Source organism: Halomonas sp. KG2 (assembly GCA_030440445.1).
GTDB lineage: Bacteria > Pseudomonadota > Gammaproteobacteria > Pseudomonadales > Halomonadaceae > Vreelandella.
The window spans coordinates 95,798-108,408 of record CP098528.1 but is presented as its reverse complement, the minus strand read 5'-3'; the positions used below and the strand labels follow the sequence as shown (position 1 = coordinate 108,408).

Below are 12,611 nucleotides of genomic sequence, written 5' to 3'. Positions count from 1 at the left end.
CACGTTGATGAAACAGGTAATGCAATGAGCGAGGCAACTTGCCCTCACCTCTACCGCTGGCGCAAAGCACTGCACCGTACAACGCAGCGCGTCAGCCAGCTGCCTCACTACCGCACCAGTGGCCGTGTGATACGGGCCACGGGCATGGTCATTGAGGTCGTGGGGTTACGTGTGGCGGTGGGGAGTGCTTGCCGCATTGAATTACCTGGTGCAGATGGGCGGTTGAACGATAGCGACAAACATGCAGAAGCAGAAGTCGTTGGTTTTTCTGGTGACAAGCTATTTCTTATGCCGCTAGAAGAAGTTTCTGGCCTTATGCCAGGCGCCAGAGTCTCTCCGCTTAGTGATGGCAGTGGCCACAGCGCCCGACGTTTTCCGATTGGCGATGACCTGCTGGGGCGAGTGCTCGATGGCAATGGCAACCCGCTAGATGACCGTGAAAGCTTTGAGGATACGCCTCGCGCAACCCTTAATGCGACGCCGCTTAACCCGCTTTCCCGAGCGCCTATTGATGCCCAGATTGACGTTGGCATCCGCGCCATCAACGCATTACTGAGCGTTGGCCGTGGGCAGCGTATGGGGCTTTTTGCTGGCTCAGGGGTAGGTAAATCCGTGCTGCTAGGCATGATGGCGCGCTATACCCAGGCGGATGTCATCGTAGTGGGACTTATCGGCGAGCGGGGCCGTGAAGTACAGGACTTCATCGACAATATCCTGGGGCCTGAGGGTCGCAGGCGTGCGGTGGTCGTGGCAGCGCCCGCGGATACGTCACCACTCCAGCGCCTACAAGGGGCCGCTTACGCAACGCGGCTGGCCGAAGGGTTTCGCGATGCGGGGCGAAACGTTCTGCTGATTATGGATTCGCTGACCCGCTACGCCATGGCACAGCGTGAGATTGCGCTCGCGATTGGCGAGCCGCCCGCCACCAAGGGATACCCACCTTCGGTGTTCGCTAAGCTACCCGGGCTTGTCGAGCGCGCTGGAAACGCTGAGCGCGGCGGCGGTTCAATCACCGCTTTTTATACGGTGCTGACTGAAGGCGATGATCAACAGGATCCTATTGCCGACTCAGCCAGGGCAATTCTTGATGGCCATATCGTGCTCTCTCGCACGCTAGCCGAAGCGGGCCACTATCCAGCGATTGATATTGAAGCCTCGATCAGTCGTGCGATGACCGCCATTAGCTCTCCTGAACAGCTTCAAGAAGCCCGCACCTTTAAACAACTCTTTTCACGCTATCAGCGCAATCGTGACTTGATCAGCGTAGGGGCGTATAGCCCAGGGCACGATCCAAGACTGGACGAGGCGGTGAACCGCTTCCCGTCATTGGAACGGTTTCTTCAGCAAAACATTGATGAGTGTGCAACGCTTGAAGCATCACGCCAAGCACTGCACGCGGTAGTGGGAGGTTAGCGATGAGTCATTCACAGCTCGACATGCTGACAGGCTTAGCCCGTGATGCACGGGATAAAGCCGGGAAATTATTGGCAGAAGAACGACAAACGCAGCAACAAACAGAAGCGCAGCTTCAATCGCTTAACCGCTATCGCGTGGAGTATGCCGAGCGTTTACAGACGGCGATGCGCGACGGCATCGACCCTGCCACCATGTACAACTATCAGCAATTCCTGGCGTCGCTGGATGCCGCCCTCAGCCGGGCACGGCAAGCGCTTGTAGCCCAGCAAAAACGTGTACAGCAAAGCCAACAGCATTGGCAGCAGGAACAGCGCAAGCTCTCCTCCTACGATACGCTGACATCACGACGCTTATCCGAAGAGCATCGCCGCCAAGAACGTCATGAGCAAAAATCGAGCGATGACTTTGTGACTAACCGTTTAGCCCGCCAGACGAATGATAAGGCGCATTAGCGCCGCGCCGAGGAGCTGTATTTATGACTATTGAGCTATTGCTAACAATGCAGGGCCAGGGAGCTAACTCGTCATCAAGCTCCTCTGCAGCCCCCGGCTCTCCGCGTGCGGCGCAAGGCATGTTCCTTCAGGCGTTTACGCAGGCTGCAAGCCAGCAGGCCCGCCCCCTCACTAGCGCCCAGGCAGAAAACGCCCCCAAAGTTTCACTGAGCGATATCGTTGAACAATTAGCATCACTTGATAGTGAGCTGGATGAGGAAACACTGTCGAGCATAGTGGCCACTGTAAGCACTCAGGGGCAGGCTACCGACATCTTCTCTTCTGGTACTGATAGCGTTGCGCTTGCTCAAACGCTAGAAACGGCATCAGCAGCGCGAGAACAAGCCCGGGCACCAGAACAGGCTTCTTCGTCGCCTGCTAGCGAAGGCACTGAGACGATCGAGACAACCACGCAGATGACTATCGCAGAAGTCGCATCGCGCTTAGCCCTCATCGCGTCATATTCTACGCCGTCAACCGCAAATCCTGCGGGCTCCAGTGCACAGTCTGCTAACCCTGCGACGCCCTCAGCAGCAAGCTTAAGTAAGGCGACGACCCAAACGTCACCCAACCAACGTGCGCCTGCCAACACGTTAACTACCGCCACTTCTTTCCTTGATCGCACGCCCCTCGCGATACCCGCGGCGCTGTCTGATCACGCGTTAGCCACGGAGCCTACTCAACTAGCACGGTTGCAAGGCCAAGTTCACACTCAAGCACTAACCGCCAACCAGCCTGCGACGCCACAAACATCTACTGCAGCGGCTGCCAATAGCGCCGTTTCATCTGCAGTGCCGCCTGCTAACGGCCAAGTCGCTATATTGCAAGTTACTCCCGCTAACGCTGCTCCACGTGATGTTCAGGTAGCCCAAACGGGCGAAAGAGCCGCAGCTGAAGCACCACGGGCAACGACACCAGTAACAGTGCCACAGCCAACACTACAAGCAACTGCACCGCCAGCGCCTTCCACGATAAACAGTGGAACGCCGCAGAGTCTTGGTCTTCCACCGACCCCCAATGCTGGCTCAGCACCCGTGATGCCGCCGGTAACTGCTAATGGCACCGCTACTACGTTGAAAGCCACCCCCACTAGCGCTGCTCCTCGTGATGTTCGGGTAGCCCAAACGGGCGAAAGAGCCGCAACTGAAGCACCACGGACAACGACACCAGCAACAGCGCCTCAGCCAACAATACAAACAACTGCACCGCCAGCGCCTTCCACGATAAACAGTGGAACGCCGCAGGGTCTTGGTCTTTCACCTACGCCCAATGCTGGCTCAGCACCCGTGATGCCACCGGTAACTGCTAATGGCACCGCTACTACGTTGAAAGACACCCCTGCTAGCGCTGCTCCGCGTGATTGGCAGGTAGCATTAACGGGCAAAAGAGCCGTCGCAGAAGCACCACGGACAACGACACCAGCGACAGTGCCGCAGCCAACAATACAAGCAACTGCACCGCCAGCGCCTTCCACGACAAACAGTGGAACGCCACAGGGTCTTAGTCTTCCATCTACGCCCAATGCTGGCTCAGCATCCGTCATGCCGCCGGTAACTACTAATGGCACCGCTGCTGCGCTGCAAGGTGCCCCCACTAGCGCTGTTCGGGTAGCCCAAACGGGCGAAAGAGCCGCAATTGAAGCACCACGGACAACGACACCAGCGACACCAGCGACAGTGCCGCAGCCAACACTACAAGCAACTGCACTGCCAGCGCCTTCCACGACAAACAGTGGAACACCGCAGGGTCTTGGGCTTCCACCTACGCCCAATGCTGGCTCAGCATCCGTGATGCCGTCGGTAACTGCTAATGGCACCGCCACTACGTTGCAAGGCACCCCCACTAGCGCTGGGCAAATAGCCCAAACGGGCGAAAGAGCCGCAGTTGAAGCACCACGGACAACGACACCAGCAACAGCGCCTCAGCCAACAACACAAGCAACTGCACCGCCAGCGCCTTCCACGACAAACAGTGGAACGCCGCAGGGTCTTGGTCTTTCACCGGTACCCAGCGCTGTCTCAGCATCCGAGATGCCGCCGTTAACTGCTAATGGCACCGCCGCTACGCTGCAAGATGCCCCCACTAGCGTTGTTCCGCGAGATGGGCAGGTAGCCCAAGCAGGCGAACGAGTCGTTGCAGAAACATCACAGGCAACAACACAAGCGTCAACCAACGCTGCTGCGTCAGTCATGCCGCCGTTACCTGTCACTAGCTCAGCCACTAGTTCAGCCACAACGCTACCCAATAATACGGGTGAGCTGGCTCAGTCAGCGGTTGGCTCCTCGCTAACCAGTGCCCTGGCAGCCACAGCACAGCAAGCAGTGGGCGCCACCAACGCCTCGCGCCCATCAAGTGTTAAGGCGTTGCCAGCAGAAGCAGCGACCACGCCTGTTAACGCCCCGACACTTGCGGCATCGCTGGAAACCATTCCTGCCCAACCGTTTACGAGTATGCAGCCAGGCATGCATGCGCTGTCTCCGCTCAATACTGCACTAGCGCCGACGGTGAATGCTGACGCGATGGCCAGCTTATTCGCTGAGGCAGAGGCGGCGAGTGTCACCAGTGGCGCGAGCAAAGGCAGTGAACAGGCGTTACCTGCATCTCTGACATCACCAAACCAAGCCATGCCTAACAGCCCAGCGACAGCGACCTTAAACACGCCGCTTACCAGCCCCGCTTGGCCTTCCCAGTTAGGGCAGCAGTTAATTCAGTTTGCTCAGCGTGGCGGTGAGCATCAAGTTAAAATGCAGCTTCACCCTGCTGAGCTAGGGCCATTATCGATCACGCTTAAGGTGACCGAACAGGGCACACAAGCACACTTTTTATCGTCACACGCCCCTGTTCGTCAGGCCATTGAGCAAGCCATTCCTCAACTACGTGAAGCACTTGCTGAACAGGGCATTTCATTAGGCGAAACCTCCGTGGGCGAACAGCAGACCCCGAATGAGCAGGCTTTTGCCCAGCAAACGCCAGGAAAAGCAGCTGGCAATCGAGGCGGTGAGTTAGGTAGCGATAGTGCCCCTTCACCTACCGAGGTGGATGTCCAAGGCAGTCCAGATGGCCGTGTAGATCTCTATGCTTAATGCTTAATTCCAGAGTTAGCGTTGGGTATGGCGACACTGATACTCGCAACATCACTTAACTAAACCAAAAGATAGGCTCATCCAATGAGCTTGTTCATTTCATCACCTGTAACAGCGTTAGGCATAATGCTTAACTAGTGTTACGGGTGAAATTTATGGGAACAGCAAATGGCAGAAGCAAGCGGCGGGTCTAAAAAACTGCTTTGGATAATGATTGTATTGGTACTGCTTTCGTCAGCGGGTGCAGCGGCAGCTATTTATTTAGTGCTGGACCAGCGCGGCGGCAATGCTGAAAACGACGAAGCACAGCAAAAAATTGAGCATGTAGCGCCTGTTTTCACACGTATTGATCCATTTACTGTCAATCTGGCAGATGATCGTTATGGCTCCCGTTTGCTTTATACCGGCATTACGCTGCGGGTTGGCGACGAGCAAAGCAAGGCGATTATTGAAGAACACATGCCCCAGGTGCGTAGCCGCTTGCTTATTTTATTATCAGGCAAACAGGCCAATGAATTAACCTCCACCGAGGGGAAAGAAGCGCTGGCCCAAGCAATCATCAACCGCTTGAGCGTCCCGCTTACCGAAAACCAGCCTCCCCTCGACTTACGGGAAGTGCTGTTTACCGAATTCATTGTGCAATAACCCGGGAACTGGAGCCGTTCATGTCACAGGACGATCTACTGTCCCAGGAAGAAATTGACGCCTTACTAAAGGGTGTCAGTGGAGATGATGAGCCTGCTGCTCCGTCATCGTCCACACAAGAGGAAGTGCGCGTTCGCCCCTACGATCCCGCGACACAGCATCGAGTGATTCGTGAGCGATTGCACGCGTTAGACTTTATTAATGAGCGTTTTGCACGCTACTTCCGCAATGGTCTATTCAACTTGATACGGCGCAGTGCCGATATCACCGTTGAGTCGGTGCGTTACCAAAGCTTTAGCGACTTTTCGCGCAATGTTCCGGTACCCACTAACTTGAACCTTGTATCAATGAAGCCGCTGCGCGGATCGGCCCTGGTGGTCTTTCCACCTAACCTGGTGTTTATGGTGGTGGATAATCTGTTTGGTGGCGATGGTCGTTTCGTGACGAAATCGGATGGCCGTGAATTCACCAATACCGAGCAGCGTATTATCCAACGCCTGCTCAACTTGGCCATTGATGCCTACCAAGAGGCGTGGAAGGTTGTTTATCCGTTAGAAGTGTTTTTTTTACGCTCCGAAGTGCAATCCAAGTTTGCCAACATCACCAACTCGCCCAACGAGATTGTGGTGAACACCAAGTTCAATATTGAAGTGGGCAACCTGTCGAGCAACTTCCAGATTTGCATGCCCTACGCCATGATTGAACCGCTTAGGGATTTGCTCGCCAACCCGATTAATGACAGCAACCATGACCACGATGGCACATGGTCACGGCGCATGGCGAACGAACTTCGCCAGTCAGAAGTTGAGTTAGTCGCTGAATTTGCCCAAATACCCAGCCGCATTGCCCACGTAATGGGGCTTAAAAAGGGCGATGTATTGCCCATGGATATTCCCAATACGATCACCGCTCGTGTCGACGGTGTCCCGGTGATGGAGTGCGAGTACGGGAGCCAACAGCAGCAACGCGCATTACGCGTGCTACGTATGATCGACCATGCCGCAATGAATAACCTATCGTCCAAGGACTTTATTAAAGGTTCAACGCGACAGAAAGCCAAGGAACCCAAAGCATGACTGATCCAAACAAACCCGATCAAAAGGTCTCTGATGATGATTGGGCGGACGCCATGTCTGAGCAAGAAGAACCCAGTTCAAGTGCCGATGCCGCAGGTGAGGAAGACCCATGGGCAGCGGCCATGGCCGAGCAAGAAGCCGCTGAGGAAGCAGATGCCTCAAGTAGCGAGTCTGAGCCAGAAGCGCCTGTTGCTAAACCAGCGAGCGATGAAGTATTTCGCCCGCTAAGTGCTGAAAGTGGCCATGCCGAGTCTCGCGATTTGGAAATGATCATGGATATCCCGGTCAAGCTGACGGTGGAGTTAGGCCGTACCAAGCTGACCATCAAGCAACTACTTGAACTTGCCCAGGGGTCGGTGATTGAGTTGGAAGGTCTCGCTGGCGAGCCCATGGATATTTTGATCAATGGCTATTTAATCGCTCAAGGGGAAGTGGTTGTGGTGGATGATAAATACGGCATTCGCATCACAGAGATTATTACCCCCTCTGAGCGCATTCATAAACTCAACCGATGAGCGTCGCTTCCTCCTCTTCATCAAGCTCCTCACTTGATGCCATAAGCGGCAGCGGTGATGCCTTAATAGGCATGGCAGCACTCGGCAAAACAGCAGCGGCACTCGCTCTGGTCATTGCCATTATTCTGCTCTGCACAGCGGTACTCAAACGCTGGCAAACCGCCCGTCATCATCATGGTGCCCACTTAAAAATTGTGGGCAACACCGCGGTAGGCAATCGCGAGCGTATTGTCGTGGTTGAGATAGAGGATACTTGGCTGGTCGTCGGCGTTAGCAATGGGCGGATAACCAAACTGCATGAACGCCCTGCGCCAGCGGATCGCGCTACTTCGTCGCCCGCCGAGGTGCCTTCGCGGTTTTCTCAGCGTTTAGCCCAGGCACTCGCCACCAGCCGGGGCAAACGCGATGCCGAGCCCCCTACCGCCTCCGATTCAAACCACACACCATGAGATTCGAGATGCACTTCGCTTGGCCTTATGGGCGGCGTCGGTGGCTAATACTTGCCACGATCGCCTGCTGCTTATTTGTTCTACCTGCTCATGCGCAGCAGCTTCCTGGGCTGGTTTCTCAGCCTTTGGATAATGGTGGTCAGCAGTGGTCGCTATCGTTACAGACGCTGCTATTTTTAAGCTCTCTGGCTTTTCTGCCAGCCATGCTACTCATGATGACCAGTTTTACGCGCATCATTATTGTACTTAGCTTGCTCAGAACAGCCATGGGTACCCAGGCAACCCCACCGAACCAGGTTTTATTAGGTATCGCGCTTTTCTTGACGTTTTTTATTATGTCGCCTGTCTTAAACCAAGTGTACGACACCGCTTGGATGCCGCTCACTAATGAAACGATCAATTTTGAAGAGTTCTTATTGCGGGCTCAGCAACCGTTTCGTGAATTCATGCTTGCCCAAACCCGCGAGCCTGATTTAGCACTATTTGTTCGCCTAGCGGATGTAGGCCCAATGCAAGGCCCCGAAGAGCTGCCTATGCGGGTCTTACTGCCTGCCTATGTCACCAGTGAGCTTAAAACTGCGTTTCAGATTGGCTTTACTATTTTTATTCCTTTTCTGATTATCGACTTAGTGGTTGCAAGTACATTGATGGCGCTCGGCATGATGATGGTGCCACCGATCACGATTTCACTGCCCTTTAAGCTCATGCTGTTTGTATTGGTCGATGGCTGGCAGTTGATTATTGGCTCGCTAGCAGAAAGCTTTTACATGATTTGAGCGTCGCGTTCAGCGACCAGGAGTATCCATGACCCCGGAAATGGTGATGAGCATTGCTTACCAAGGCATGCGGGTAACGCTTTTTCTTGCAGGCCCTATGCTGCTGGCCGCCCTTTTCACCGGCCTTATCATTAGCTTGTTCCAGGCAGCGACCCAAATTAATGAAATGACGCTGACCTTCATTCCCAAAATATTAGCCGTCTTTGCCGTCTTGGTACTTGCTGGCCCCTGGCTAATTGGTTTGATCACCGACTTCACGCATCGCCTCTTCACCAATATTCCCAGTATGGTGATGTAACGCCATGGTGGAGGTGACGTTTGCCCAGCTCCAGGCGTGGTTAGTGGCTTTCTTTTGGCCATTTGCACGTATTACTGCCTTTATGGCGGCCTCGCCTCTCTGGGGCCACTCCAGCGTTCCGAATCAAGCCAAGGTGGCGCTGGCGGCTATCATTGCCATTGTGATTGCCCCGATATTGCCTGCCATGCCTGATGTGCCCATCATGTCGTGGGCAAGCGTAGGTATCCTGGTTGAGCAACTGCTGATAGGCGTTGCGATTGGCTTAGTCATGCATATTGTTTTCGCCGTGGTGCAGGCAGCTGGTGAGTTTATCGGCTTGCAGATGGGCTTGGCGTTTGCCAGCTTTTTCGATATGTCGAGCGGCACCAATATCATGGTGCTATCACGTATTCTTTATATGATTACGCTGTTGATGTTTCTTGCCATGAATGGCCACCTGATGGTGTTAGAAACGTTGATCATGAGCTTTGAAACACTACCCATCGGCATTGGTGCCTTAAACCCAAATGCGTTTGAGCTGCTGGCGCGCTATGCAGGAACTATTTTTGCTTCCGGAATGCTGCTTGCGCTACCGCTGGTCGGTTCACTGTTGATCATTAACTTAGCGCTCGGCATTCTCAACCGCTCAGCGCCGCAGCTAACGGTATTCAATATCGGTTTTCCAACCTCATTAACCGTTGGGCTTATCCTGCTGATGGTATTAATGACAGATATCGGCCGCTTTTTACAGCAGCTCTTTAGCCAGGGGCTGGCCTTTATGCAGAGCTTGATCGAGACCATGGCGCCGTTAGGCTAGTGTTCAAAGCGCACCTGCAAAAGGCCCCAACCGCTAGCGGTTGGGGCCTTTTTTTAATGCGACGTCATGCATGACTAAAGCGTGGCCGTTTTACATATAGTCGAACAACGACATGCCTTTAATATCGACGAATGCTTTCTGAGCAGCCTGAAGACCCACTTGGCGCAAGCTATATTCAGAAATCGCTTCGACGTAATTCAAATCGACCAAGTCAGACAGGGTTTGCTCATAGTTAAGCTTTCGGTTGCTGCCTACCGCATCAATCACTTCCAGCTCATTCAGCCGAGCACCCGCAGAAGCACGAACGGAAAGCACGTTATCGAGCGCATTATCAAGATCACGCATCGACGTATTAAGCGTATTGCGTAACGCAGCCTTTTCCGCGGTGCTTTGGGCTGGCGTGTCTAGTACGCTAATTGCTGCTTCCATGGTGCGAAACAGATCCGCACCACGCTGCTCGCTGCCCGCCTGGGCAATTAGGATTTCATCATCGGGCTCGGCGCTGCCGGTAAGTGTGACATTAATCCCAGCAAAACTAAGCTGCTGGCCGTCGCCAACATATTCGCCACTGGCCACCAAATCAGCAGCGTCTTCCTGCCAGGCGCCGTCGCTAAAACGTTGCACTTGATAGCTGATGCCGCTATCTAGAGCTGCATCTTCACTGAACACGACACGGTAGCTGTCGCCATAGCCTGGAGCGTTAACATCGGTCAGTTGAGGCCCCTTGAAGGTAACACCCCCGCGGTTTTCTGTACTGGCTTCAGCGATATAGCCAGCACCGCTAGGGACGCCCTGAAAAATCGTGGCACCATTTTCAGCAACCGGCATCAAACGCGAAGAATCGACACGCTGCTGGCGTGAACTGTTATCACCGTTATATTCCACGTTGCCGTCTGCCGATTTAACAAACGGCGGAGCATTATCTTTATAGCCGCCGAATAAGTAGCGACCATTGCCATCAGTGGCATTCGCCTGCCCCAGCATCGTTTCATAAATGCCTTTTAGCTCGCTGGCAATGGACTCACGGTCCACATCGCTCAGCGTATCGCTAGAGGCTTGAATCAGCAGCGTTTTAGCACTAGTCACTGCATCACTGACACTGTTAAGAATGCTCTCAGTTTGCGACAGTGAATTGCGTGCCGAAACCCGAGCGTCTGCAAACTGCTGATTCATCGCTCTGGATTGATCAACGCCGACAGCACGTGATGCTGCCTGCGGATCATCGGAAGGATTAACCACGCGACGGCCACTGGCAATTTGCTGGCTAACTTTCAAGAAATCGCTTTGCTGCCGGTTAATAGAAGCCGTGCTCTGCTCAAACATAGTGACCGTACTAATACGCATCGCCTAAGCTCCTTATTAGTTCCGTAGATTCAAGATGGTATCCAGAATGGCACCTGCGGTATCAATCACGCGCGCATTCGCTTGGTAATATCGCTGATAGCGAATCAGGTTAGCCGCTTCTTCATCAAGATTAACACCCGACTCTGATTGCTGAACCGCTTCCAGTTGATCGGTTAACCCTTGTCGAGCATCTAAATTCACCTGGACAATATTGGCACGGTTGCCCACATCGCTAACAATGACACCATACGCGCCACTCACCGATGCGCTACCACCCACGATGGCTTTTTGTTGTAAGTCCTGTAACGCTAAGGCATTGCGGTTATCGCCCGCGCCAGTCGCTACCCAGTCGGTGGGGTCGTCTTCAGGATTGGCTGGCTTGCCAGCGGCGATACGGTCTAGCTCATTGATGGTGACATCCATATCGCTTGCGCCACGCCGCACCGGCTGCACTTCAAAACGGTCACCATCGTTAGGCGTGCCGCTAATCGTGAGCGCTACACCACCAAACGTCAGCGCACCGGTTCCCGCGTTCCAGTCAATATCGTCTACTGTTGCTCCGTTATCGTTACGCGTAACGGTGGGAGCTCCATCTTCAAAGCGAACGGTGTAGTCCGTCGCGCGAAGCTGATCAATCGTGTCACTATCAAATTCGGCAGATTCAACGACGGCGGTGCCGCTGTTATTCGCATGACTAAACGCTTGGGGCGAGTACACGGCAAAAAAATCGCCACCTTGCTCACCATCCAGGTCGACACCCTGCTTGTGCTGCTCGTTAAACGCCAATGATAGAGAAACCGCCAGTTGGCCAATTTGGTTCTGAGTTTTATCCAGCGTTTCTGAACGGAATGTCATCAGACCACCCAGCGCGCCGCCTTTAATCGCTGACTCTTCTAACTGAGTTACGCCACCTTCACCATCACGATAAGCCACCACTGTACGCTGTGGATCAGCTTCTGATTGCACAGTTTCAAGCTTAAACGCGCTGGTACCCGTCACTAACGGCTGACCATTCGGCAAACTGAGGTTATAGCTTTTCCCATCCTGGATATTTAAGCGCATATCCATGCGCTCATTGAGCTCAGAAACCAAATGATCGCGCTGGTTCAACAGGCTATTCGGTGCTTCACCGCTACGCGCACGGGCAAGCGCAATTTCGCGATTCAGACCGGCAATTTGCTCGGTCGTGTTATTTATCTGAAAAACTTCATCTTTGATTTGACTATTGATGTTGCTCTGCATGTCTTGCAGATAACCATCAAAGGAGCGGAATTGAGCGCTGAGGGTATTGGCCGAGCCAACAACGCCTTGGCGTGCAGCAGGATCTGCTGGCGCACTGGCCAAATCTTCCAAAGAGGAGAAAAACGACTGCATTAATGGCGATAAGCCCGCTTCTCGATCCGCAAGCAAGTTATCAATTTGGGTGATTTGGTTGTGATAAGTCGCCAGTGCGCTTGATTGGGTCTTGGCGCTGTTAAGCTGGCTCGAGACATACGTATTAAACTGGCGCTCGATACCGTTGATCTTAACGCCACCGCCTACAGCCCCTTGGCCAAGCTGAGCCAGCTCACGATTATACCCAGGCGTATAAACGTTACTAATATTGTTGCTGGTGGTATTGAGGGCATTCTGCGCCACATTAAGGCCGCTTAAGCCGATTGAAAACATGCTCATGGTCAATTCCTTAGGCCGATAAGTTGTCTATCGGCAGTGCGCAGCAAA

General features: G+C 53.8%; 12 protein-coding genes. 10 read left to right on the top strand and 2 right to left on the bottom strand.

Features of this window, described 5'->3' with window-relative positions:
- The first annotated feature begins 24 nt into the window (after window positions 1-24).
- From fliI to fliR, 10 genes are all read left to right on the top strand, one after another.
- Window positions 25-1,413 carry a flagellar protein export ATPase FliI gene (fliI, locus tag NDQ72_00480; protein ID WKD28457.1) on the top strand — a complete coding sequence of 463 codons (1,389 nt, stop codon included), beginning with the start codon at window positions 25-27 and terminating at the stop codon, window positions 1,411-1,413.
- A gap of 2 nt (window positions 1,414-1,415) precedes the next feature.
- The gene (fliJ, locus tag NDQ72_00475) at window positions 1,416-1,868 is read left to right on the top strand and encodes a flagellar export protein FliJ (protein ID WKD28456.1); all 453 of its coding nucleotides are present in this window, start codon (window positions 1,416-1,418) and stop codon (window positions 1,866-1,868) included.
- A gap of 23 nt (window positions 1,869-1,891) precedes the next feature.
- Entirely contained in the window at window positions 1,892-4,990 is a 3,099-nt protein-coding gene (locus NDQ72_00470; protein ID WKD28455.1) for a flagellar hook-length control protein FliK, read from the top strand.
- Window positions 4,991-5,158: 168 nt separating this feature from the next.
- Window positions 5,159-5,635 (top strand): flagellar basal body-associated protein FliL, encoded by a 477-nt coding sequence (fliL, locus tag NDQ72_00465; protein WKD28454.1) that lies wholly within the window; start codon window positions 5,159-5,161, stop codon window positions 5,633-5,635.
- A gap of 20 nt (window positions 5,636-5,655) precedes the next feature.
- On the top strand, window positions 5,656-6,711 hold the full coding sequence (fliM, locus tag NDQ72_00460) for a flagellar motor switch protein FliM (protein ID WKD28453.1): 1,056 nt from the start codon (window positions 5,656-5,658) through the stop codon (window positions 6,709-6,711).
- Complete coding sequence (gene fliN / locus NDQ72_00455) at window positions 6,708-7,226, top strand: flagellar motor switch protein FliN (protein ID WKD28452.1); 519 nt, start codon at window positions 6,708-6,710, stop codon at window positions 7,224-7,226. The genes fliM and fliN overlap by 4 nt, the downstream gene beginning before the upstream one ends.
- Window positions 7,223-7,675 (top strand): flagellar biosynthetic protein FliO, encoded by a 453-nt coding sequence (fliO, locus tag NDQ72_00450; GenBank protein WKD28451.1) that lies wholly within the window; start codon window positions 7,223-7,225, stop codon window positions 7,673-7,675. Before fliN ends, fliO begins: the two co-directional genes overlap by 4 nt.
- Window positions 7,676-7,683: 8 nt before the next feature.
- Window positions 7,684-8,451 carry a flagellar type III secretion system pore protein FliP gene (fliP, locus tag NDQ72_00445; protein ID WKD28450.1) on the top strand — a complete coding sequence of 256 codons (768 nt, stop codon included), beginning with the start codon at window positions 7,684-7,686 and terminating at the stop codon, window positions 8,449-8,451.
- 28 nt (window positions 8,452-8,479) lie between these two features.
- A complete protein-coding gene (fliQ, locus tag NDQ72_00440) occupies window positions 8,480-8,749 on the top strand; it encodes a flagellar biosynthesis protein FliQ (protein ID WKD28449.1) in 270 nt (89 codons plus the stop codon).
- Window positions 8,750-8,753: 4 nt separating this feature from the next.
- A complete protein-coding gene (fliR, locus tag NDQ72_00435; GenBank protein ID WKD28448.1) occupies window positions 8,754-9,545 on the top strand; it encodes a flagellar biosynthetic protein FliR in 792 nt (263 codons plus the stop codon).
- Between the two features lie 90 nt (window positions 9,546-9,635).
- On the opposite strand, the gene flgL is transcribed toward fliR, so the two are convergent.
- Window positions 9,636-10,889 carry a flagellar hook-associated protein FlgL gene (gene flgL / locus NDQ72_00430; GenBank protein ID WKD28447.1) on the bottom strand — a complete coding sequence of 418 codons (1,254 nt, stop codon included), beginning with the start codon at window positions 10,887-10,889 and terminating at the stop codon, window positions 9,636-9,638.
- A gap of 15 nt (window positions 10,890-10,904) precedes the next feature.
- Window positions 10,905-12,563: a flagellar hook-associated protein FlgK gene (gene flgK, locus NDQ72_00425; GenBank protein WKD28446.1), complete on the bottom strand. Its 1,659-nt coding sequence runs from the start codon at window positions 12,561-12,563 to the stop codon at window positions 10,905-10,907.
- Window positions 12,564-12,611: the final 48 nt, after the last annotated feature.

Excerpts from the sequence above, each read along its gene's own strand:
- fliQ (WKD28449.1), top strand. The coding sequence starts at position 8,480 with ATGACCCCGGAAATGGTGATGAGCATTGCTTACCAAGGCATGCGGGTA.
- fliJ (WKD28456.1), top strand. The coding sequence starts at position 1,416 with ATGAGTCATTCACAGCTCGACATGCTGACAGGCTTAGCCCGTGATGCA.
- fliM (WKD28453.1), top strand. The coding sequence starts at position 5,656 with ATGTCACAGGACGATCTACTGTCCCAGGAAGAAATTGACGCCTTACTA.
- flgK (WKD28446.1), bottom strand. The coding sequence starts at position 12,563 with ATGAGCATGTTTTCAATCGGCTTAAGCGGCCTTAATGTGGCGCAGAAT.
- NDQ72_00470 (WKD28455.1), top strand. The coding sequence starts at position 1,892 with ATGACTATTGAGCTATTGCTAACAATGCAGGGCCAGGGAGCTAACTCG.
- fliO (WKD28451.1), top strand. The coding sequence starts at position 7,223 with ATGAGCGTCGCTTCCTCCTCTTCATCAAGCTCCTCACTTGATGCCATA.
- fliR (WKD28448.1), top strand. The coding sequence starts at position 8,754 with ATGGTGGAGGTGACGTTTGCCCAGCTCCAGGCGTGGTTAGTGGCTTTC.
- fliP (WKD28450.1), top strand. The coding sequence starts at position 7,684 with ATGCACTTCGCTTGGCCTTATGGGCGGCGTCGGTGGCTAATACTTGCC.
- flgL (WKD28447.1), bottom strand. The coding sequence starts at position 10,889 with ATGCGTATTAGTACGGTCACTATGTTTGAGCAGAGCACGGCTTCTATT.
- fliI (WKD28457.1), top strand. The coding sequence starts at position 25 with ATGAGCGAGGCAACTTGCCCTCACCTCTACCGCTGGCGCAAAGCACTG.
- fliN (WKD28452.1), top strand. The coding sequence starts at position 6,708 with ATGACTGATCCAAACAAACCCGATCAAAAGGTCTCTGATGATGATTGG.
- fliL (WKD28454.1), top strand. The coding sequence starts at position 5,159 with ATGGCAGAAGCAAGCGGCGGGTCTAAAAAACTGCTTTGGATAATGATT.